Below are 22,166 nucleotides of genomic sequence, written 5' to 3' on the forward strand. Positions count from 1 at the left end.
AAAGTAATCAACAAAGTCATTAGACTAGGTATGCCTGAGAGAAACACCAATATTTAGATTTTTAGCAAAAATGGGGATGATCAAACCTTATATGATTTGATCAACAACGCCTAGCAAAATACGGAAAAGAGTCTAAAGTTTGTTCTAAATATAATATCAATGATTTTAAAACGAAAAATAAGTGGTTTAATCGTTTATCCGATAATGATAAAAAAAACAGCTACTTATTATGTTGTTACAACTTTACGAACTCAATGTTTACAGCCATTAGATAATGAGTTAATTGTCGCTTTTTTCTATGATGCAGCAATAACCAATTCAAATGAAAAGCTATTAACTTATCTAGAAATGGTTCGTATTGCTTTACCCAGTCAAGAAGATAAGATCTTTCTGCAAGAAAAAGTTGATCGGCTGGATAGTAAACAGTTGGACATATTAAAAAAAGAAATCAAGTCGAGTATTTAAACATATTCACCGTAATGTCTTACCTAGCATTTATCTGGTATACCAGTGTCAGGTGGGGCAGTCTGCCCCACTAAAATTCAATCGTAAATACCATTTTTAGTGAATTATCGTCCTGCTTCGCTTTATCCTCTGATTTAATATTCCCCTCAAAATCAGTATCACCATAAAGCGCAAGAGCACGTGCACGGATTTTATTTTGAGTTTCTTTAGACGGACACTTTCCATTATCCCATAGGTCTTTAGCTGTATCTGACGTCACGGCCTGATTCATTGAATAAAGCACAAACTTATTTTCTTCAATTTCTGGGTATTTACTCATCATGGTCTTCATTATCTCAGACATAATTTGTCCAGCAACCAAAACATCATATTTTTCATTACCAGATATATTGCAATATTTCATATGAAACAGCCAATAATGAATGATAAAGGCAGGTGCATATCCCCAAGGCGAAAAACTTTTAAACACCCAAAATACTCTTGGAACAGAACCGCCATCTGTTTGCATCTCTGCAGGTTGAATAAATTGACCATTTGAACGTTCAAAAGTCAGTGGATCATCTTTATCTGGAAGAAACTGAAACTCATCAGGACTAATCCATTCAACCTTTAATTTTCCAGATAATTTACCTGTTGCAGTTTCTTCGTAATGTTGAGATACACATCCAAATAAAAACAGAATCACTACAAATATGAAGAAATGTTTTTTCATCAATAGATCCTTCTATTTTCAATAATTGATATTCCCAACCGGGGCAGTCTGTCCCACTTTGTATTCAATCGTTTCTTTATCCTGCTCTTTAACTTTAGTTTAGGCTTTTTACTCGGTTCTTAGGCTTCTTTACAAGAATATAAGTATCCCTTGGCAAGGGCGCATCGTTTTCCGCCAGTATGATGACTTTCTTATGATGCACGAATCCTTTCTCAATCAAGCGCGGTAATGACTCTCGCAACGCGGGGCTGATGAGGCATGGGTGATAACCAATAGATCGCGGGTACTCTTAGGCTTATCACCGTTGGCTGGATATGGTGTGGCCACTAACGTTACTTAAAGTCATTCTCGATCCCTTTCTTTTTTACTTCGTTATACTATTCAGCATTATCATCGACAACACGGATCAATGGTTAAATGATTATGGCTTCCATGAATAGAACACGAAGGGTTAAACAAACGCTGTTGGCCATTTTAGTGACATTATCGCTATCAAGTTGTGTTAGCTGGCTAGCGCCCAATGTTAAGACTGAGCTTGTAGAGCTACAAGCTGGTGAATATCAGCTTGACAGTCAACACGCTGCATTAATATTTAAAATCCAACACTTAGGGTTATCAACTTATGTAGGGCGCTTTAATCAATTTGATGCAGCACTCAACTTTGATCCCAATAATATGGCGGCTGCGTCACTAAAAGCCGTAGTGGATATTCGCTCTATTGATATAAATAATGCAGATTTAGCTGAAACGTTACAAAACTCAACTTGGTTTAATAGCGAGCGTTTCGCACAAGCCTCATTTACTAGCCACACTGTTACAGCAATATCAGATGGCCGTTTTAACTTTTCGGGTGATCTAACATTTAGGGGAGTCACCAAACCCATGACGTTTAAAGCGACTTTTCACGGTGGTGCGAATAACTGGCTGACAGGGAAATACACGATTGGTTTTAGTGCTGTGGGTCAAATCAGACGGTCTGACTTTGGCATGGATAGCTATATCCCTATTGTTGGTGATGAGGTCGATTTAGAAATATATGCAGAGTTTCTGAAATGAATTTTTGAATATTGATAGCTAGACAGTCAATTTAAACTGAAAAAACAGTTGGTTGTTTTCACTCCGTTCAACATTATAACCAACGACTTTTAGCCTTTTAATACGGTGTGAAGTGTTAACCTAAATACTTTCTCTAATCGAAACGATATGAGCTAGAGATCTGTCTCTAGCTCATTTTTATCTAATAAGTGGTTTTGCTTCATGTTAGGTGCATTACTTTTTAGCCATACTTCAACAGACTGTCAGGCGCAGCGTTGAGTGACTTTTTTGCCAGGTAATCAGCCACTCTTTGTTGCTGCACATCATTAAGGTAAAGGCCTAATTTTGTGCGTCTCCAGAGGATATCATCGACATGAACGCCCCATTCCTTTGTCATTAAATAATCCACTTCAGCGGCATATAGGCCGGCTCCAAAGTGCTCGCCGAGTTCAGTTAATTCCGTCGCTTCAGCTAAGAAATCTAAACAAAGCGAGCCGTAGCTGCGGCTAAAACGAGTGGCTATTGATCGCGGTAACCAAGGGAAATCATTGAGTAATTTCTTTTCAAAAATAGCTTTAAAGTTAACCGTGTCATGGATGTCTTCTGTGCCAGGCAAAGGGGCGTCGACGGTCCATGCTGTGCCGATATGATCATAATAAGGGGTTAATTTTGTCATGGCTGATTCAGCTAATTTTCGGTAAGTCGTGATTTTACCGCCAAAAACAGACAGTAAGGGACAATGGCCATTATTATCTTCAATTTCGACAGTATAATCTCGGGTTATCGTGGATGCTTTATCGGATTCATCATCACATAAAGGTCTAACGCCAGAGTAACTGGAGACAATATCTGCAATACTGATTTGTTTACTAAAGTGTTGATTAACAATACTGATAAGGTAATCTTTCTCTTCGCTGGAAATAGCCACCGCCGCAGGATCGCCTTGGTATTCAACATCGGTTGTACCAATGAGTGAAAAATCATCATTGTAGGGGATCACAAACACAATACGCTGATCTTCGTTTTGTAAAATATAAGCCTGTTTTTCATCATGAATTTTAGGCACAATAATATGACTGCCCTTGATGAGGCGTATACCATGAGCCGCTTTAAGTTTTAGACCATCTTCAATAAAGGAGGCGACCCATGGGCCTGCTGCATTAACCAACCCTTTTGCATAAATACATTGAACTTCATGGGTTAATGTATTTTCGATATGAATCTCCCAGAAACCGTCTTTTCGTTTTGCGCTAATACAACGGGTTTGGGTGACGACGGTTGCGCCTTTATTACGGGCCGCAATGGCATTGAGTACGACAAGCCTTGCATCATCGACATAACAATCGGAGTATTCAAACCCACGCTTGAGGTCTTTTTTTAGCGGACTGCTGGTGTCAAATTTAATATTTTTAGATGCGGCAAGGGTTTCTCTTTTACCTAAAATATCATATAAAAATAGCCCTGCACGGATCATCCATGCGGGGCGTAAATGAGGTTGATGAGGCAAACGAAAGCGCATTGGAGAAACAATATGTGGTGCTTTTTTTAGCATAACTTCTCTCTCTGCAAGTGCTTCACGTACCAAGCGAAACTCATAGTGTTCCAGATAGCGTAATCCACCGTGGATGAGTTTGCTACTTGCCGAAGAAGTGGCTTGTGCTAAATCATTTTGCTCACATAAGAAGACAGATAAGCCACGTCCAGCAGCATCGGCTGCAATGCCTACGCCGTTGATCCCGCCACCCACGACAAATAAGTCTACTGTCTCTTGTTTCTTAGTCATTTATCACCCCTTTGTGTTTTATATGCTCAGTGCTGGTTCACAATAACGATATTTTGAATCATTACTTATCATCAGTATAACTCGGAATGTTCGTTTTCGAACTAATTGATGTTCAATTTATATTGTTTCGGATTTTTTTTCAATCTACTTCGAACTTTTTCGAAGATTTAAAGTGAGTTGTGGAGTGTGTGAATATGAAGTCTTTGATTTTAAATAAGTCTTTTGAAACCGTTAATCAAGATGTCACTCAATTGGGTGTAATTGTGGTGTGAGTTTTATGTTATCGTGGATTAATCGTTGATTATTTGTATGTGGTGGTGAGTAAGTGAATAGAATATTTTATTTTATGATGTTGAATATCATTAATTTAATATCAGGTACGGGATTGGCATCGGCATCGGAGCTGAAGATAGAAGAGCAAGTCAATTTAACGCAATACCGACATGATGTTAGCGTATTAGCAAGCGATCAATTTGGTGGCAGGGGACCTTTATCAGCGGGGGAGACGTTAACGCTGTCCTATCTCGTTAATGCCTTTAAAGAAATGGGGCTGAAACCGGGATTTGGCGATAGCTACTTGCAGGGTGTCCCGCTAGCAAAGATGACCCCAGAGTCGAAGATGTCTTTAAATGTTGGGGATCTTCGTTTTAAAAATGGAGTGGATTTTACGGCTCGGACAGAGCGGATGGATGCACTCATTAAGCTATCAAAGAGTGAATTGGTGTTTGTGGGCTATGGTATTAATGCGCCTGAATATGGTTGGAATGATTATGAGGGCATTGATGTGAAAGGTAAGACGGTGATCGTTTTAGTCAATGATCCAGGCTTTGCGACTCAAGATCCTCAGTTGTTTAAAGGTAACGCCATGACATATTACGGGCGTTGGACCTATAAATATGAAGAAGCTGCTCGTCAAGGCGCTGCTGCAGCACTTATCGTACATGAAACCGCGCCCGCCGCTTATGGGTGGGGCGTGGTAAAAAATTCTAATACTGGCAGTAAATTTACCTTAGTTGATGAAAATAACAATCAGGATAAATTGGGGGTTTTAGGCTGGTTACAAAAAGAGGCCGCAGAGCAGATTTTTGCTGAAGCAGGATTGGATTATAACAAACAGAAAGTAGAGGCGGCAAAGAAAGGTTTTAAAGCGTTAGGTCTAAATTCGACGGTAAGTTTAACCTTGAAAACCCATATCGAAAAAGAAACATCCTATAATGTACTTGCTCTACTTCCTGGGAGCGAGCACGCTAAAGAAATGGTGGTGTTACAGGCTCATTGGGATCATTTAGGGACTGTTATTGACGAAAAAGGCAAAAAACACATTTACAATGGCGCGGTTGATAATGCGAGCGGTGTGGCGGGGGTGCTTGAACTAGCAAGGATATTTAAAAAACTATCGCTTATCAAACCCTTTCAGCGTTCTATCTTATTTGCTTCCTTCACCGCTGAAGAAACAGGATTAATCGGCGCACAACATTTTTCACTCAATCCTCCCATAGCCACGAAAAATATCGTGGCTTTTTTGAATATTGACGGGATGAATGTGAATGATGAAGTGAGTTATATTTTACGATATGGTGACGGTGTATCGACATTAGAAACCGATTTAGCCCTTGCTGCTAAATCACAAGGGCGAACAGTTAAGGGCGATCCTCGTCCTGAAAATGGCCTCTTATATCGTTCGGATCATTTTGCTTTAGCACAACAAGGGGTACCTGGATTATTATTTATGAGTCTAGGTGATACGGATCCAGATTATATTGCCCACAAATACCACAAAGATACGGATGATTTTTCGCAAAGTTGGACTTTAGGGGGGGTAAAACAAGATTTAGGGCTTATCGGCAGTATTTTAGCAAAACTGGCTAATAATAATGATTGGCCGCGTTGGATAGAGCATTCTGATTTCAAAAAACGCCGCGCTGAAGATGGTCGCTAGTATTTGATTGATCCTGATTTATTAATATTAGCTTATGGCTAAAACAGGCAGAGACTTCATTTCTGCCTGTTTGACTTGGATCTGTTATTAAACGAACCTTGAAGCTAAAATCATTACCCAAGTGATCCCACATAAAAGTAAACTCATAAAGACAGCTGCAGAGGCAATATCTTTTGCTTGGCCGCTTAAGTGATGATGCTCACGACTGATCCTGTCAACCACGGCTTCAACCGCAGAATTGAGTAACTCCGTGATGAGTACGATAAAGACGGTCATGATGAGCAAGAGCCGCTCAACGAGAGTGGCATCAATTAACAGTGCGATGGGGATAAGAATGATAGCGAGTACACATTCTTGTCTAAAGGCTGCTTCGTGTTTCCAAGCCGCTTGTAATCCTTTAAATGAAAAGTTGGTTGCTCTAATGATACGTTTTATACCGTGATTATTTTCTGGTTTCATAACGACCTTGATAAAAATATTGATAATACGAATATTCAGTACAAATGATAAATTCATGGCTTCAACTGCTGGTTTGACGGTTGAAGCGGCCAGAGTATAAACCTAAAAGGCTCATCAACGCCAATTTAAGAGCGAGCTTAATAAAATGTGAGAACGTGTGGTTTATGGGTAGATCACTCATAAAAGATGAAAGAATAATATTGATGACCGTACTATCCTTGTTTATTGGAGCCTTGAAAGAGAAAATAGAATGCACAGAACATTATTTTTGTTGATGACATTGTTGTGCTTTGGTGTCCTTCAAGCTGAAGTATTACTTTGGCGACCGCCAATTCAATTAGCAACAGATATGCCTGAAGACATTAATGTATCTGATTATTTAATTAGTGAAAAGTTGGATGGGGTGAGAGGTTATTGGGATGGCTCGGCGCTTTATACTCGTTCAGGGAACATGATTTCGGTGCCAGTATGGTTTAGTCGAGATTTCCCCGCTTATCCTTTAGATGGTGAGCTTTGGCTTGGCAGAAATCGTTTTCATAAGATGCTCAGCCTGATTAAGCAAACTAACCCTGATCCACAATTGTGGCGATCGGTCCGCTTTATGGTGTTTGATTTACCAGCATCAACACAGCGTTTTAACTTACGTTATCACGTTATGCAAGCGCAATTAAAGGGGCTGTCAGCGTTCTTAGAAGTGATCCCTCAATACACGCTAAAATCTCAAAAAGAACTTGATACGTTATTCATTAAGACTATTGAGTTGGGTGGAGAAGGGCTCATGTTACATGAAAAAACTGCGCTGTATCAAATAGGTAGAAGCAATAAGATCATTAAACTCAAACCTATTGATGAAGCGAAAGCCAAGGTTGTGGGCTATCAAGCAGGTAAAGGGAAGTTTAGCGGTATGATGGGCGCATTATTAGTGACAATGCCCAATGGCAAGCCATTTAAGTTAGGCACAGGCTTTAGCGATGCACAAAGACAAAATCCGCCTAAAATGGGCACTCAGGTTATTTATCAATATCGGGGAGTGACGCATAAAGGGATCCCTAGATTTGCTAGCTTTTTGAGCGTGAGTTCAGAAAGTCAGTCTCAAGATGGGGTTAATGACATTACCGAAAGGAAAAATGATGATTAAATCAATACTATTAGTCTGTATGGGAAATATTTGCCGCTCACCGACCGCTGAAGCGATTTTTAAAGTTAAAATGGCTGCATCTGGGATTAAGGTGTTTATTGATTCTGCGGGTACGTTAGCTTATCACCAGGGGTCTTTACCCGATCATCGCTCGGTGATAGCGGGAAATAAAAGAGGATATGTTTTTGATAATATGATCGCGAGGCAGATCATTGAGCAAGATTTTGAACAATTTGATTTGATATTAGCGGCGGATGAAAATAATTTGGCCGATTTAAGAACGACATGTCCTCAACGATATCAAGATAAATTAAAATTGATGATGGCTTTTTCATCCTTAGATGATAAAAATGTGCCGGATCCCTATTATGGTCAAGGTGATGGTTTTGAAGGGGTGATTAATTTACTCGAGGAAAGTGCAGAACAGTGGATACAATTTTTATTATCTGAGTAAGCATGAAATAGGACCGATAAGTATGCCCAATTAAGTAAAAGAAAATGAAGACGACAGGCTCTCACTTTTTATTGGGCATAATGTTAAGTAAATTATTTTATATAAAGCATGTTATATTAGTCATGGCGTATACCCGAACGTTTAAGTCTTTCTTGCTCACGTATTAACGCTTCTTTTTCTGCTTTTTGCGCTTGAACTCTAGCGACTTCTGCTTTTTCTATTTCCGCCATTGCGGGAGTTTCAAGAGACAGTAATCCAATTTTACCCGAGCGATATTCATGTAAAAGTAACTCAGAGACTTTATGTAAATCTATACGGCCGCCAGGTCTCAGTGCGCCGCGTTTACGGCCAATGGCTTCGAGTAATTCAATTTCAGTATCAGGAAGGCTCTTTAATTTATAACGCTCACTAATGGCATTAGGATAAGCCTTTAAAAAGTATTCAGCTGCAAACATAGCCACATCTTCATATTCTATGGCGGTATCTTTAATCGCGCCAGTGATAGCGAGACGATAGCTACTGGATTCATTGTCAACTTTAGGCCATAGAATACCCGGTGTATCGGATAAAACGATACCATTACGTAGGTTAATACGTTGCTGCGTTTTAGTGACTGCGGGTTCATTCCCTGTTTTGGCGATCGTCCGGCCTGCAAGGGTATTGATAATGGTGGATTTACCCACATTAGGGATCCCCATAATCATAGTACGGATATCTTTTTCAATTTTATTGCGGCTAGGGACAAATTTTCGACAAAGATCGGGGATTTTTTTAACCTGTGAAGCTTGTAATGTGGTGATAGCCATGGCTTTTACGCCTTGTTCTTGCTCAAGATATTCAATCCACAGTTGGGTGGTCTCTGGATCGGCTAAATCGGATTTATTGAGTAACTTGATACAGGGACGATCACCACGAAGGGTCTGTACCATGGGGTTTTCACTGCTATAAGGAATGCGAGCGTCAAGCACTTCAATGACTAAATCGATTTGAGGCATGACCTCTTCGATTTCTTTGCGTGCTTTGTGCATATGTCCTGGATACCACTGAATGGCCATTTTGAGTTGCTCTGCTTGTTATAAACTGATGTGTAGATTTTACCTTGTTAAAGTGAATGACCCAAATAAAAAGCGCCCTCAGGCGCTTTTTATTACAATAAACGTTTAAATAACGCCTAATTCTCGTAAGCGTTCGTTTAAATATTCATCGGCAGTATATTTTTCTGAAAGAATCACATCTGGATTTGGGTGTAAGAAAAGGGGCAGAGAGATCCGAGATTTACTCATGTCACTGCCTTTAGGGTTAATGACACGATGGCTGGTCGAAGGAAAATAGCCGTCCGATGCCTCTTGTAGCATATCGCCAATATTAATAATGATGTTACCAAAATCGCTGGGGACATCTAACCAATTTCCGTCTTTGGTTTGTACTTGTAACCCGGGTTCATTGGCTGCTGGTAATACCGTTAATAAATTGATGTCTTCATGTGCTGCGGCGCGTATGGCACCCACTTCTTCATTGCCTGACATCGGGGGATAATGTAAAATTCTGAGTAGTGTTTTTTCACTATTATCAATCATATCTGCCAGTGGGATAGAATATTTATCAGACACTGATGCGGGTGAGTATTTTTCAACCCATGTTAACAATTCAGCGGCTAACGAATTTGCATGATCATAATAGGTGGTAATATTTTTTCTTAAGGCGTCAGGGATCCGTCCAGTTGGGTAGACATGAAAGTATTCTTTGATATCTTTGACTGTGTGTCCTTTAGCTGTTTCAGAAGTACTGGCTGGGAAAAAACCATCTTGGGTTTCGGGTTTAAATAAATAGTCGTTTTTTTCATCACTATTAAAAAATGCTTGCCACTCTTGATAAATGGTTTCGACCAGTTCTTGGCTAATAGGATGGTTAGAAAGTACACCAAATCCTGTTTCTCTTAAAGATTTTACAAATTGCTCAGCGCTATCGGGCGCACGGTAGTCTATCGTTTCTAGTTTCATATGCCGTGTTCTTATTTTATGGTAATACGCATGTTAGTTTATACTTGCAGTGTCAGAGGCGCAATATTGAAAGGTTAATTTTACTATTAACCTTTCTTCAAGCAAGGTCTTCGCCATTTTACGTCGTTTCTTATTCAATGGGTAGTACTTGCGAGTGGATGAGCTTGTTAATTCACAGGAGATCTTTTATTATTTTTGAATAAAGATGAAAGATTATATTGATGTCAAAGGTCTGTTGTTGGATCGAATTAAATTGAGCATTCGCTGTGTGCTTTAATGTAATGAAAGGTTTATTGGGAGTAAGAAAGGGTGAAGCAATTAACCGATATGGAACAAAAAGTGATTGAACTAAAAGGGACTGAAGCGCCTTTTAGTGGAGAATATTACTTGCATGATGCGTCTGGCATTTATTGCTGTAAAAAATGTGGAGATCCTTTATACCGCTCAGAAGATAAATTTAATGCGCATTGTGGCTGGCCAGCTTTTGATGGTGAAATTGAGGGGGCGATAAAGCGTATCCCAGATGTGGATGGCCAACTAACTGAAATTTTATGCAATCAGTGTGGTGGGCATTTGGGGCATGTTTTTGAAGGCGAAAGGTTAACAAATAATAATATCCGCCATTGCGTGAATTCAATATCAATGATATTTAAAGGTACTGATTAAGTGAATGAAAATACAATCATGGCAAAAGAGACGATGACATCCGAGGTTGTGACTTTTGGAGCAGGCTGTTTCTGGTGTGTGGAAGCCATTTTTTCTTCCATTAATGGGGTATTGGCGGTGCAATCTGGCTATTGTGGCGGGGCAGCTGATGATGCCAATTATAATCAAGTTTGCTCGGGTGATACAGGGCACGCGGAGGTGTTACAGATCACTTTCGATGCTCATATCATCAGTTTTGGTGAATTGTTAAGTATTTTTTTCCACAGCCATAATCCAACGACGTTAAATCGTCAAGGTAATGATGTTGGTACACAATATCGTTCAGTGGTTTTTACTCATACAGACAAGCAAAAGCGCTCAACCCTTGCTGTTATTGAGGGATTAACAGAACAAGCAGTATGGCCAGATCCTATTGTGACTCAAGTTGAAGAGGTCACGGATTTTTTTCCTGCTGAAGACTATCATAAAGATTATTTCTCACTTCATGGTGAAGAGCCTTATTGTACTCTGGTGATAAAGCCTAAATTGGATAAAGTGAAAAGTGCGTTTGCCAATAAATTGAAATAAAGGATTGATGCTAGCCAACCTCGCTGCGAGTGAGTATTCAATGCCAGCCTTAAATAAAAAAGCGAGTCAATGTGACTCGCTTTTTTATTTATCGGCAAGTGAACCGTTAAGGGGCAACTTTATCCACAGCTACTTTATAAAAAGGATCTTCAATGGAATTCACTTCAACCAAATCACCTGCTTTTTGCAATAATTTTTTACAATCATTGCTTAAATGGCGTAAGTGAAGGCGTTTACCGGCATTACCATACCGCTCTGCTAATGTATCAATGGCATCTAGCGCGGAGTGATCGCAAACACGAGAATATTGAAAATCAACAATGACATCTTCAGGATCAGACTGTGCGTCAAATAATTCTAAGAATTCTGCCGCAGAGCCAAAAAATAACGGACCCTCTAATTGGTACACTTTCCAACCATTTTGATCTTCTCGTACTTTGATGTTGATATGTTTGGCATGTTCCCAAGCAAAAACCAATGCAGAGACAATTACCCCGACGAAGACTGCAACGGCTAAATCGGTAAAAACGGTGACCACAGTGACCAGAATGATGACGAATGCATCGTGTTTAGGCACTTTACGCATGACTTTAAAACTGGCCCATTCAAAGGTACCCAGTACCACCATGAACATGACACCTACAAGCGCGGCGAGTGGGATCATTTCAATAAAGTCTGAACCAAATAAAATAAACGTTAATAGTGCAATGGCTGCCGAGATCCCAGATAAACGGCCGCGGCCGCCTGAGTTGATATTAATCATAGACTGGCCAATCATGGCACAACCGCCCATGGCACCGAAAAAGCCATTGGTAATATTCGCGACACCTTGTCCAACACATTCTTTATTGCCTTGTCCACGTGTGCCTGTCATTTCATCAATAACGGTCAATGTTAACAATGACTCAATTAAGCCTACAGCCGCTAGGATGCAAGAGTAAGGCAAAATAATGGATAAGGTTTCTATATTAAAGGGGACTGAGGGAATTGAAAATGTTGGCAGATTACCGGCAATAGTTGCATTGATGTCTCCGCTCATTGAACGTAAAAAATCGAGGACGTTGCGTGTGTCTAGATCCATCAATACCACGATTAACGTGACCGTTAATATCGCCGCCAATGACGACGGGATCGCCGTGGTTAATTTAGGGAGAAATTGAATGATCAACATGGTCAGCGCGACGAGTGCTAGCATGATAATTAACTGATTTTGTGGCAGCCAGCTGAGTACACCATTAGCATCGAGGGTTTTAAATTGGCCTAATTGAGCAAGAAAAATGACAATGGCTAAGCCATTAACGAAACCCATCATGACAGGGTAGGGAACAATACGAATGAACTTGCCTAATTTTAATAGTCCGGCTGAAACTTGTATTAAGCCTGCTAATACGACCGCTGCAAATAAATATTGAATACCATGCTCTGCAACCAATGCAACCATGACAACGGCCATAGCGCCAGTGGCTCCGGAGATCATACCCGGCCGTCCGCCGATAATCGCTGTTATCAGCCCCATGATGAAAGCAGCATATAAACCGACTATAGGCTCTACGCCAGCGACAAATGCAAAAGCGACAGCTTCAGGCACCAGGGCTAATGCAACTGTTAAACCTGAAAGGATATCTGCTTTATGGCTGGTCGTTTTGTGACGAATGAGTTCGAACATTTAACCTCTGTTGTAAAATTGTTGAGTGAATGATTTTGGGCGCGAATACTAACAAATAATCAGCAATAAGGATATGAAAAAGCCATGCGAAGTCGCATGGCTTTTACTTTACTGCATCGATAGATTAGGTTTTGGCAATATCAGCAGTCACACTGTTAGCCGTTTTAGCTAGTGGGGCGACCGTATTGGACTCTGATGTGGCATATTGCTTACCTTCAGGGGTGGTAACATGTTCTCTGTTTTTAACCACAGGTTTTGTGGTATCAGATGAGATCATCGTGCCAAAACGACTACTATTCACCGCAGGTGTAGACTTAGGTTTGAGCTGCGCCTGATTATCGGTATGCTCAGCATTAATAATGACTTTGCTCTCAGCCATGATAACACTATCACTGAGACTCACTTCAGCTGTTACAGGCTGTGTCGTGGGGGCCTGTGCAGTACGAGTGGATTGTACTGTTTCGACTGAAGCCGTTTTCTTTACCACTGTTTCCGGACGATCAGTCACAGTATTCTCTGAGGCTGGCTCATGTACAACGGAGTGTTCAATTGTCGTGCTTATTACTGGGGGGGTTTCTGCTTCAGTCTTATTGTCTTCTGAAATCGAAGTCGTATCGTCTATAACCGGACTCACCGTTGTGGGTGCCAATGGCTCACTTTTCTCTTTAGTGATAACAGCGCTAGATTGAAGCTTGGGTTCTGTAACCTCTGTTTCTGTCACTTTTTCAGCTTTAGGCTCAGTAATGGGCGTGAATGTTTCTTCCTTTTTTGCTTGTTTAGCAGGGCTAACTACAGCAGAACTTGACATCGTTCGGCTCGGAGAAGCCGCGACTGAATGACTACTCTGCTTGATAGCGGGTGTGACTTCTTTGATTTTTTTCTCACTGACCGTTGGGGTATTCTCAGTCAGAATAGGCAGCGGCTTGTTAGTCTGAGTTGGCGTGAGAGCCGAAGGAGAGGTTGCAACTGCTGTACTCGCAGTACTGACTCTTCTGTTCTGTTTTTGACTCTTGGCTGCTGTGATCTCAGTGCTTTCTTGTTTGTTAAGCACTGTACTTGATCTAACCTTGGTTGTTTGAGATGAGGCAAGTGCTGTTTCATCATATCCTTGCTGCTCTTCTTTACTACCCGTGTTTGCTGTTGCCGCCGCTATGATAGCAGTATCGGCAGTAGTAACTTTTGGGACTGGAGCGGTAGCAGTATGACTATCGGTGTGTGGTGTTTTCTCGACGTGAGTGGTGACATCATCCGATAAGCTTTGGCTTGCGTTTTGGGCTTGGTAATGCACTTGTTGTGGAGAGAAAGCACCTGAACTTGCGATACCCGTGGCAACCTGATGGCTTTGAGCAGGATTAGACTCAATGAAGTGAGTGACAGGGGCTTCATCATGAGACTGATGTGTTGACTCATTGGTTTGAGTTGGACTCTCATCGCGACGACGGCGTTGGCCAGCGGCTCTTAAGTGTCGAGGACTACGGCGGCTTCGACGTTGGCCTTCTTTAGCGTCTTTGATCACTTGATCGGTTTCAGCAGATTCAGTTGAAAGCACATTCTCTACGTCAGCATCGGAAGTTATCGGCGTCGATATGACTTCAGCTGCTTCAGTAAGGGGCTTAGAAGCCGTTGCTTTCTCTGATACAGTGGTCGATTGACGTTTGTTCTGTGTCGTCTCTTGATTGTTATCTTGTTTATTTGTTTTAACCTCTGATTTTTCTGTCAAGAGATCAGATATGGGTAGCTGATTTTCAGTGGTTTGATTTAATGGCGCTTTAGGTTTTGCTTTACGAGTTTGGCGTTTAGGCTTAGTATTTTTATCTTCCTGAGTGGTGACGGCAAGCGTAGTCACTTGAGGATCCACTTTTACACTTTCAGTGTGTTCGTCTTGTTCTTCATTACTCACACGTACTTTTCGACGCATATTACGACGTTGACGGCGTTCTCTAGCGACTTCTTGCTTCGGTTGCGGTGCACTTGTCTCTTGCGCTGTGGTGCTAGCTTCAGTAGGAGTCTTAGCAGGCTTAGTTGTCGTATTAGTATTCGTTCGAACGGGTTTATTGAGTTCGCTCTTTTCTTTGTTATTGCGGTTTTCACTGTAACGATTTGTCGATTTGTCTTTATTGTCATTACGACGGTTGTCATTACGACGATTGTTTTTGTTTTGATTACTGCGCTGAGTCTTATTCTGTCCTTGACGACTTGTGTGACTCTCAGTCTTGTTTTTTTCAGGCGTCTCGCTACTAAATAATCCACTTAAGGCTGTTAACATACGCGCGATTAAACCGGGTTGATTGGTTTTTTGCGTCGTTTTTACTGTGGGTTTAGTGGTTATCGTGGTTTTACTTTGTGAAGCAAAACCTTTTAAGGCGGGCTCTTGAAGGTTCGTACGTTCAAGTTTACGCGGCTCGTAAAGCGTGGCTTCTGGTTGCTCAAGTAGCTTGTAGCTAGACTCACTGATCTGATCATCTTTACGATGACGTGACACTCGATAATCGGGTGTTGTCATGTTTGGATCGGGGATCACATAGACTTCAACATTATGACGCTCTTCTGTGATTCTAATGGCTTTTCTTTTTTCATTTAATAAGAACGCGGCCACATCGACAGGAACAACAGCTTCAATTTGCGAGGTGTTTTCTTTGATGGCTTCCTCTTCCATTAAGCGTAAAATAGATAAAGCCAGAGACTCGGTACCGCGTATCGTCCCTTGTCCATGACAACGGGGACATAAATGGGCAGCAGACTCCTCTAAAGAAGGGCGAAGACGCTGACGAGACATTTCCATGAGTCCAAAGCGAGAAATACGACCCAATTGGACTCTTGCTCTGTCGTGATGTACCGCATCTTGCATTCGCTTTTCAACTTCACGTTGATGACGGACGGGGGTCATATCAATAAAATCGATAACAACCAATCCACCTAAATCACGCAAACGCAGTTGACGTGCGACTTCATCGGCAGCTTCTAGGTTAGTGTTGAGAGCGGTTTCTTCAATATCACCACCTTTAGTGGCGCGAGCGGAGTTAATATCAATGGAGGTTAATGCCTCCGTTGGATCGATAACAATTGAGCCGCCAGAAGGTAATCTCACTTCACGTTGAAAGGCGGATTCTATCTGCGTTTCAATTTGAAAGTGTGTAAATAAAGGCACTTCAGCGTCATAACGCTTAATACGTTCGACAAAGTCTGGGCGCACAAGAGCAACATGTTCTTTTGCTTGTTCGAAGATACGAGGATGATCGATAAGGATTTCTCCTACGTCACGACGTAAATAATCGCGTATAGCACGAACAATAACATTACTTTCTTGATGAATTAATACTGGTGCTTTTGCATTATCGGCTTCTTCTTTAATGGCTCCCCAAAAGTCGAGTAGGACTTTTAAATCCCATTTCAATTCAGATGCTTCTTTACCCACACCCGCCGTTCGAACAATGAGTCCCATACCTTGTGGAACATCAAGCTCAGCAAGCGCGGCTTTTAATTCCGTTCGCTCATCGCCTTCTATTCGGCGAGAAATGCCGCCCGCTCTCGGATTATTTGGCATTAACACCAAATAAGAACCCGCTAAGCTAATAAAAGTCGTGAGTGCTGCGCCTTTGTTGCCCCGCTCTTCTTTGTCAATTTGAATGATGACTTCTTGGCCTTCTCTGACCACTTCTTTAATATTGGGACGGCCTTGAAATGAATAACCTTTGGGAAAGTACTCACGAGCGATTTCTTTTAGAGGCAGAAAACCATGGCGATCTGCACCATAGTCAACAAAAGCGGCTTCTAATGACGGTTCGACTCGTGTGATTGTTCCTTTATAAATATTGGCCTTTTTTTGTTCATGGCCAGGGCTTTCAATATCGAGATCATAGAGTTGTTGCCCATCAACGAGGGCGACGCGCAACTCTTCTGATTGAGTTGCATTAATTAACATCCGTTTCATGATAACGTAATTCTTCTATATTCAGGGTCATGAAACGCGAGTACATTCTTTGCATTACGGGCCTAGTTTATTCAATTTATGCCTCACGGCAAGGTGCTAGGCTAAGGTGCGCATCACTGTTAGACGCATTCTCTGCGTGTCGCATCCTATTTATGGCTCATTTTCAATGGTTACAAAAACAAGGAATTCGTTGTAAAACGTCAACCAACCCCATAAATTCTTTAATATCTGTCCGGTAATGCCAAATTGAAGTACTTGCGCTTAATAACAAGTTTAAGATAAATGTTCGAATTTGGATCTAGAATGAAAGAATAACCACTGTAGAAGTGGATTTTCATCCCGTTTAGTCGTGAAAGCTAATTAATATGGCTTTATATTGATACAACGACTTGCAAATCAACGGTTTGCTACGAGTATAAAAATAATTTTAGGCTCTTTACCTAGATTAGAAATACAGGAGGAAGGATAAGTTTATCTAAAACTTTCTTCTGTATTTGTGGGGTAAATATAGCAATATTCGAGAAATTCATCAAATGGAAAGACACAATTCTTTTGTGCATGTTGTACAATATGCCACATAGATAGACACGATGGCGTACCATGACTAATTCAGAACCCAATTCAGAACCCAATTCAGCACCGAAAGTAGCAGTAAAGTTTATTACCATTGACGAAGATAACGTCGGACAACGAATTGACAATTTTTTGTTGACGCATTTGAAAGGCGTGCCTAGAAGTATGATTTATCGAATCGTGCGCAAAGGAGAAGTCCGTGTGAATAAAAAGCGTATTAAGCCTGAGTATAAATTGCAAGAAGGGGATATTGTCAGGGTGCCACCGGTTCGAGTATCCAATACCGATGCGCGACCAGCTCCAAGTGTAAAACTCACAAAAGTCTCCCAGTTAGAAGCGCGTATTGTGTACGAAGACAAATTTATCATTGTATTGAATAAACCTGCTGGGATTGCTGTTCATGGTGGAAGTGGGGTGGATTTTGGTGTTATTGAAGCGATGCGATCGTTACGTTCGCAACAAAAGTTTCTAGAACTGGTTCACCGACTCGATAAAGACACCTCTGGGGTGTTATTGATTGCTAAGAAGCGGAGTGCGCTAAAGCATTTACATGATCAATTACGCTTTAAAAAAATGCAGAAAGATTATTTGGCTTTGGTACGTGGTGCTTGGCAAGCTCATGATAAAGTGGTTAAAGCCCCTCTATTAAAGTTAACCTTGAAATCAGGTGAACGCATTGTGAGGGTGAACAAAGAAGGCAAGGAGTCGGAAACTCGATTTAAAATTTTACAAAGATACAGTGATAGTACTTTAGTTCAAGCCAGTCCCGTGACGGGAAGAACGCACCAAATTCGTGTTCATTGCCAATATGCAGGCCACCCGATAGCGTGTGATGATAAATACAGTGAACAAAAATTTGATGATCTAATGCGGGGGCAAGGATTAAACCGGCTTTTTCTTCATGCCGCTCAACTTAAATTTATTCATCCGGATACGGAAGAAGTGATGCAAGTAAAAGCGCCACTTGATGTCGTATTAGAAACCACATTGACTCATTTAAAGAAAATTTAATCTCACTTATCACATTATGCCGATAATGTTATCGGCATTTAACATGATCTGTTATAGGCAATGAACGTTATGTTTAGCCAGTAAATCGATGAGACTAATAAGAGGCAAACCCACGAGTGTATTGGGATCTTTACCTTCTAATCGTTCAAATAGCGCAATACCTAACCCTTCACTCTTAAAACTACCTGCACAGTCAAAGGGTTGTTCTTCATTGACGTAGTGTCGAATTTGACTCTCTGTTAATCGGCGAAAATGAACAGTAAAGGGTTCAACTATTGAGTCCATGGACTGTTTTGCTATGTCATAAACGGCAAGTCCAGTGTAAAAGGTAATGGCTTGTCCGGAAGCCTGAGATAATTGATAAATGGCATTGTCGAAAGTAAGGGGCTTACCTATAATATTACCGTTGATGACAGCAACTTGATCTGAGCCGATGACTATTCCATGCTGATACTGGGTTGTCGCGCTTTGGGCTTTTTGTTCGGCTAATCGTTTGACGAGTTGAGGAGGTGTCTCGCTGGGTAAAGGACTTTCATCGATACTAGGATCATGGGTAATAAAAGGGACATTGAGTTTATGCAATAAGGATTGTCGATACTGTGAAGTAGATGCTAAAATTAAAGGCGTAGGCATAATGAGACTCATTGAATGAAAAGAATGATAGGGTTATTGTCGCTAAATTTGGAGCGGAGCTGCAAGCTATTCTGTGAGGGAATATCAGAGGTGGGCTTTTATCATTGTGGCGATATTCCTTTTTAAGCCTAATATTGACATGAATGGTTACTGAATGTGACATAAATCAGTATTGAAAAATACGATGCAGGTGAAAATTGAGCTTAATTTAGCTAAAATGGTTCTGACCGCAGTTATTTTAAGCGTAATAGCTTGAGTAAAGCGAGCGTCTTGGGTAAAATTTAAGAACAGTCAATTTTAAATTTTTGAGTATGGAAGAGAGTAAAGTAGGCCCATTTATGGCTGAATGTTATTTTTCTTTTGACTCTATGGATTTCAAACTATAATATGCGCGCCTTATGCAAACAGTAAAGATACCGGTTTCAATTGATCCCGTTCGCGCTTCAGCGAGTCAGCTTTCTTATGAAGGTCTGGTTCCAGGTAAGCAGTTAAAGCGATTAAATGAATTATGTGCCGGCGACTGTTCCGATGTGGCAGTGTCGATTAAATGTGACGTAGATATACAGGGGATAGTCTACCTGAAAGGGAAGGCTGTGACGGAGCTCACTCTGCATTGTCAGCGTTGTATGACACTTTTTACCACTGAGGTTACGGTCGAATTCAGTTTTGGTCTTTGTAAGACAGAAGCTGAAATCGATGAGCTCCCGGATGCGTATGAGCCGATTGAGTGTAATGAAATTGGCGAAGTTCGTCTGCATCAATTGATAGAAGATGAATTGATAGTATCTATGCCTTTGATCGCATTACATGATAATGAAAATTGTCATCTTGGTGGTCAAGACATAGTGGTAGGCGAGATAGAACCCGCTCAAGAGGAGCGTCCAAATCCGTTTGCAGTGTTAGAAAAACTGAAGAGCAAGTAATCTAGGAGACAGGGCTAATGGCAGTACAAAAGAACAAAAAGTCGCGTTCAAAACGTGGAATGCGTCGTTCACATGATTCTTTGAGCACCGCTCAATTATCAGTAGATGCGACCAGTGGTGAACTCCATCTTCGTCACAATGTGACAGCAGATGGTTTTTACCGTGGTCAAAAGGTTATCAATAAGTAATTTGTTGATGCTCATATGACGAGTCTGACGCTTGCGTTAGATATAATGGGGGGCGATTGTGGACCCCGCATTACAGTGCCTGCAACTTTGCAGGCACTTCGTCTTCATTCTCTCCTTAACGTCATCCTCGCGGGTGATGAAGCCCTAATAGCCCCTCTGCTCAAGAATCAACCCCAATCCATTTTAAATCGTATTTCTGTCCGCCATACGACAGAAACGGTCGCGATGTCAGATCAACCTGTTTTTGCTTTAAGGCACCGTAAACAAAGTTCAATGCGCTTAGCGTTAGAAGCTGTGCGTGATGGCGAGGCAGAGGCGTGTTTGAGCGCGGGTAATACAGGTGCATTAATGGCGATGTCTAAAGTGCTACTTAAAACGCTTCCTGGGGTCCATCGGCCTGCGTTAGTGAGTTGTTTACCTGCGGTGAATAACACGCCAGTTTATTTATTGGATTTAGGGGCCAATGTTGTTTGTGATGCTCAAGGATTATTTCAATTTGCGGTAATGGGGTCCGTGCTGAGTGAAACGGTTGATCATACGCCGTCACCGAAAGTGGCATTATTGAATGTTGGCATTGAAGAATTAAAGGGAAATGAGCAGGTACAAGCGGCCGCTCAGCTGCTTCAGAAGACTCCTCATGTGAATTATGTGGGGTTTATTGAAGGTAATGATTTATATTCTGGTGAAGTCGATGTGATTGTTTGTGATGGTTTTGTGGGTAATATTACCCTTAAAACTTCAGAAGGGATTGCCCGTTTACTGGTTCAGCAACTTAAGAAAGGATTAACCCAAGGATTTTTTGTTCGATTACTCGCCAAATTTATCGCTCCACGCATTCGTTCGGTGTTAAATCAAATGAACCCCGACCACTATAATGGGGCAACTCTGTTAGGATTGCGCGCAATTGTAATAAAAAGTCATGGAAGTGCCGATGAAGCAGCTTATCTTAGATCAATCAATTTAGCGGTGACAGAAGCACAACGCCGGCTCCCTCAGATGATTGAACAACGTCTCGAGTCGATCCTTTTAGACACTAAAAGCTGAAAAAATCCTTATGCATACAAAAATTCTCGGTACCGGTAGTTATTTACCCGTACAGGTACGCAGCAATCAAGATCTTGAAAATATGGTTGAAACTTCAGATCAGTGGATTGTCGAGCGTACTGGCATTTCTGAAAGAAGAATTGCTTCGGTCGATGAATCTGTTTCTACTATGGGTTATCAAGCCGCATTAAAAGCGATTGAGATGGCGGGCATAGAGGCATCAGAGCTGGATATGATCGTCTGTGGCACGACCAGTGCCACCAATGCTTTTCCTGCAGCCGCTTGTGAAATACAGGCAAAATTAGGCCTGCATACTATCCCAGCTTTTGATATTGCTGCGGCGTGTTCGGGCTTTGTTTATGCATTATCTGTTGCCGATCAATATGTCAAGTCTGGTGCAGCCAAGAAAGTATTAGTGGTTGGCGCTGATGTCTTATCCCGTTTATGCGATCCAGACGATCGCGCGACCATTATTTTATTTGGTGATGGTGCCGGTGCTGTTGTTGTCAGCGCCTCAGAAACCCCAGGTATTTTATCGACCAGTATATACGCCGATGGACGTCAAGGTGATTTACTTAAATCGGCCATACCGACTCGAGGGGGAGCGGCGAGTAATGTCAGTGACTACATGCAAATGAAGGGTAATGATGTCTTTAAAGTTGCGGTCACTAAATTGTCTCATGTCGTGACTGAGACATTAAAACAAAATAATATTCAGAAATCTGATATCGATTGGCTGGTACCCCATCAAGCTAATTTTCGCATTATCAAAGCGACCGCTAAAAAATTAGATATGAGTCTTGATAAAGTGGTGTTAACGTTAGCCAAACACGGTAATACATCAGCCGCTTCAGTGCCTATAGCATTGGATGAAGCGGTGCGTGATGGGCGTATTCAACGTGGTCATATGCTATTACTTGAAGCCTTTGGCGGTGGATTCGCTTGGGGTAGCGCATTAATTCGTTTTTAATCGAAGATC

General features: G+C 41.3%; 18 protein-coding genes and 1 pseudogene. 11 read left to right on the top strand and 8 right to left on the bottom strand.

Annotated elements, in window-relative coordinates:
* The first annotated feature begins 159 nt into the window (after positions 1–159).
* Complete coding sequence (locus L2764_RS06700) at positions 160–465, top strand: hypothetical protein (RefSeq protein ID WP_248939457.1); 306 nt, start codon at positions 160–162, stop codon at positions 463–465.
* Between the two features lie 70 nt (positions 466–535).
* On the opposite strand, the gene L2764_RS06705 is transcribed toward L2764_RS06700, so the two are convergent.
* Entirely contained in the window at positions 536–1,177 is a 642-nt protein-coding gene (locus L2764_RS06705) for a DUF1353 domain-containing protein (RefSeq protein ID WP_248939458.1), read from the bottom strand.
* A gap of 432 nt (positions 1,178–1,609) precedes the next feature.
* Between L2764_RS06705 and L2764_RS06710 the strand changes: the two genes are divergently transcribed.
* Complete coding sequence (locus tag L2764_RS06710) at positions 1,610–2,233, top strand: YceI family protein (protein ID WP_248939459.1); 624 nt, start codon at positions 1,610–1,612, stop codon at positions 2,231–2,233.
* Positions 2,234–2,453: 220 nt separating this feature from the next.
* On the opposite strand, the gene glpD is transcribed toward L2764_RS06710, so the two are convergent.
* Entirely contained in the window at positions 2,454–3,995 is a 1,542-nt protein-coding gene (gene glpD / locus L2764_RS06715; RefSeq protein ID WP_248939460.1) for a glycerol-3-phosphate dehydrogenase, read from the bottom strand.
* Between the two features lie 346 nt (positions 3,996–4,341).
* On the opposite strand from glpD, the gene L2764_RS06720 reads away from it, so the two are divergent.
* A complete protein-coding gene (locus L2764_RS06720) occupies positions 4,342–5,934 on the top strand; it encodes a M28 family metallopeptidase (protein ID WP_376708386.1) in 1,593 nt (530 codons plus the stop codon).
* Positions 5,935–6,021: 87 nt separating this feature from the next.
* Here L2764_RS06720 and L2764_RS06725 read toward each other — a convergent pair whose 3' ends face one another.
* On the bottom strand, positions 6,022–6,393 hold the full coding sequence (locus L2764_RS06725; RefSeq protein WP_248939523.1) for a diacylglycerol kinase: 372 nt from the start codon (positions 6,391–6,393) through the stop codon (positions 6,022–6,024).
* A 250-nt stretch (positions 6,394–6,643) separates the two neighbouring features.
* On the opposite strand from L2764_RS06725, the gene L2764_RS06730 reads away from it, so the two are divergent.
* Both L2764_RS06730 and L2764_RS06735 read left to right on the top strand, forming a co-directional pair.
* On the top strand, positions 6,644–7,531 hold the full coding sequence (locus tag L2764_RS06730; RefSeq protein ID WP_248939461.1) for a DNA ligase: 888 nt from the start codon (positions 6,644–6,646) through the stop codon (positions 7,529–7,531).
* Complete coding sequence (locus tag L2764_RS06735) at positions 7,500–7,985, top strand: low molecular weight protein-tyrosine-phosphatase (RefSeq protein ID WP_248939462.1); 486 nt, start codon at positions 7,500–7,502, stop codon at positions 7,983–7,985. Before L2764_RS06730 ends, L2764_RS06735 begins: the two co-directional genes overlap by 32 nt.
* 116 nt (positions 7,986–8,101) lie before the next feature.
* Here the strand turns inward: L2764_RS06735 and ylqF are convergent, their stop codons facing one another.
* Positions 8,102–9,040, bottom strand: a complete 939-nt coding sequence (gene ylqF, locus L2764_RS06740; protein ID WP_248939463.1) for a ribosome biogenesis GTPase YlqF — start codon at positions 9,038–9,040, stop codon at positions 8,102–8,104.
* A 105-nt stretch (positions 9,041–9,145) separates the two neighbouring features.
* Complete coding sequence (locus tag L2764_RS06745) at positions 9,146–9,985, bottom strand: isopenicillin N synthase family dioxygenase (protein ID WP_248939464.1); 840 nt, start codon at positions 9,983–9,985, stop codon at positions 9,146–9,148.
* 309 nt (positions 9,986–10,294) lie between these two features.
* Here L2764_RS06745 and L2764_RS06750 point away from each other — a divergent pair.
* A pseudogene (locus tag L2764_RS06750) lies at positions 10,295–11,218 on the top strand (bifunctional methionine sulfoxide reductase B/A protein).
* A gap of 106 nt (positions 11,219–11,324) precedes the next feature.
* Here L2764_RS06750 and L2764_RS06755 read toward each other — a convergent pair.
* The gene (locus tag L2764_RS06755; protein ID WP_248939465.1) at positions 11,325–12,884 is read right to left on the bottom strand and encodes a SulP family inorganic anion transporter; all 1,560 of its coding nucleotides are present in this window, start codon (positions 12,882–12,884) and stop codon (positions 11,325–11,327) included.
* Positions 12,885–13,008: 124 nt separating this feature from the next.
* Positions 13,009–16,815 carry a ribonuclease E gene (gene rne, locus L2764_RS06760; protein ID WP_248939466.1) on the bottom strand — a complete coding sequence of 1,269 codons (3,807 nt, stop codon included), beginning with the start codon at positions 16,813–16,815 and terminating at the stop codon, positions 13,009–13,011.
* Positions 16,816–17,415: 600 nt separating this feature from the next.
* On the opposite strand from rne, the gene rluC reads away from it, so the two are divergent.
* Positions 17,416–18,399, top strand: coding sequence for a 23S rRNA pseudouridine(955/2504/2580) synthase RluC (rluC, locus tag L2764_RS06765; protein WP_248939467.1), 984 nt, complete (start codon positions 17,416–17,418; stop codon positions 18,397–18,399).
* 51 nt (positions 18,400–18,450) lie between these two features.
* On the opposite strand, the gene L2764_RS06770 is transcribed toward rluC, so the two are convergent.
* A complete protein-coding gene (locus L2764_RS06770; RefSeq protein ID WP_248939468.1) occupies positions 18,451–19,032 on the bottom strand; it encodes a Maf family protein in 582 nt (193 codons plus the stop codon).
* 398 nt (positions 19,033–19,430) lie between these two features.
* On the opposite strand from L2764_RS06770, the gene yceD reads away from it, so the two are divergent.
* Genes yceD through L2764_RS06790 form a run of 4 tightly spaced genes read left to right on the top strand, consistent with a single transcriptional unit; the run spans position 19,431 to position 22,157 of the window.
* Positions 19,431–19,955, top strand: a complete 525-nt coding sequence (gene yceD / locus L2764_RS06775) for a 23S rRNA accumulation protein YceD (protein ID WP_248939469.1) — start codon at positions 19,431–19,433, stop codon at positions 19,953–19,955.
* A gap of 17 nt (positions 19,956–19,972) precedes the next feature.
* Entirely contained in the window at positions 19,973–20,143 is a 171-nt protein-coding gene (gene rpmF / locus L2764_RS06780; protein WP_220740365.1) for a 50S ribosomal protein L32, read from the top strand.
* A 15-nt stretch (positions 20,144–20,158) separates the two neighbouring features.
* Entirely contained in the window at positions 20,159–21,187 is a 1,029-nt protein-coding gene (plsX, locus tag L2764_RS06785; RefSeq protein ID WP_248939470.1) for a phosphate acyltransferase PlsX, read from the top strand.
* A gap of 10 nt (positions 21,188–21,197) precedes the next feature.
* Positions 21,198–22,157 (top strand): beta-ketoacyl-ACP synthase III, encoded by a 960-nt coding sequence (locus tag L2764_RS06790; protein ID WP_248939471.1) that lies wholly within the window; start codon positions 21,198–21,200, stop codon positions 22,155–22,157.
* The last annotated feature ends 9 nt before the right edge of the window (positions 22,158–22,166 follow it).

This window comes from Shewanella surugensis (assembly GCF_023284005.1).
Lineage (GTDB): Bacteria > Pseudomonadota > Gammaproteobacteria > Enterobacterales > Shewanellaceae > Shewanella > Shewanella surugensis.

What these genes read in the sequence shown, in the direction of transcription:
- L2764_RS06700 (WP_248939457.1), top strand. Translation starts at nt 160, where the DNA reads ATGATTTTAAAACGAAAAATAAGTGGTTTAATCGTTTATCCGATAATG.
- L2764_RS06705 (WP_248939458.1), bottom strand. Translation starts at nt 1,177, where the DNA reads ATGAAAAAACATTTCTTCATATTTGTAGTGATTCTGTTTTTATTTGGA.
- L2764_RS06710 (WP_248939459.1), top strand. Translation starts at nt 1,610, where the DNA reads ATGAATAGAACACGAAGGGTTAAACAAACGCTGTTGGCCATTTTAGTG.
- glpD (WP_248939460.1), bottom strand. Translation starts at nt 3,995, where the DNA reads ATGACTAAGAAACAAGAGACAGTAGACTTATTTGTCGTGGGTGGCGGG.
- L2764_RS06720 (WP_376708386.1), top strand. Translation starts at nt 4,342, where the DNA reads ATGATGTTGAATATCATTAATTTAATATCAGGTACGGGATTGGCATCG.
- L2764_RS06725 (WP_248939523.1), bottom strand. Translation starts at nt 6,393, where the DNA reads ATGAAACCAGAAAATAATCACGGTATAAAACGTATCATTAGAGCAACC.
- L2764_RS06730 (WP_248939461.1), top strand. Translation starts at nt 6,644, where the DNA reads ATGCACAGAACATTATTTTTGTTGATGACATTGTTGTGCTTTGGTGTC.
- L2764_RS06735 (WP_248939462.1), top strand. Translation starts at nt 7,500, where the DNA reads ATGACATTACCGAAAGGAAAAATGATGATTAAATCAATACTATTAGTC.
- ylqF (WP_248939463.1), bottom strand. Translation starts at nt 9,040, where the DNA reads ATGGCCATTCAGTGGTATCCAGGACATATGCACAAAGCACGCAAAGAA.
- L2764_RS06745 (WP_248939464.1), bottom strand. Translation starts at nt 9,985, where the DNA reads ATGAAACTAGAAACGATAGACTACCGTGCGCCCGATAGCGCTGAGCAA.
- L2764_RS06755 (WP_248939465.1), bottom strand. Translation starts at nt 12,884, where the DNA reads ATGTTCGAACTCATTCGTCACAAAACGACCAGCCATAAAGCAGATATC.
- rne (WP_248939466.1), bottom strand. Translation starts at nt 16,815, where the DNA reads ATGAAACGGATGTTAATTAATGCAACTCAATCAGAAGAGTTGCGCGTC.
- rluC (WP_248939467.1), top strand. Translation starts at nt 17,416, where the DNA reads ATGACTAATTCAGAACCCAATTCAGAACCCAATTCAGCACCGAAAGTA.
- L2764_RS06770 (WP_248939468.1), bottom strand. Translation starts at nt 19,032, where the DNA reads ATGCCTACGCCTTTAATTTTAGCATCTACTTCACAGTATCGACAATCC.
- yceD (WP_248939469.1), top strand. Translation starts at nt 19,431, where the DNA reads ATGCAAACAGTAAAGATACCGGTTTCAATTGATCCCGTTCGCGCTTCA.
- rpmF (WP_220740365.1), top strand. Translation starts at nt 19,973, where the DNA reads ATGGCAGTACAAAAGAACAAAAAGTCGCGTTCAAAACGTGGAATGCGT.
- plsX (WP_248939470.1), top strand. Translation starts at nt 20,159, where the DNA reads ATGACGAGTCTGACGCTTGCGTTAGATATAATGGGGGGCGATTGTGGA.
- L2764_RS06790 (WP_248939471.1), top strand. Translation starts at nt 21,198, where the DNA reads ATGCATACAAAAATTCTCGGTACCGGTAGTTATTTACCCGTACAGGTA.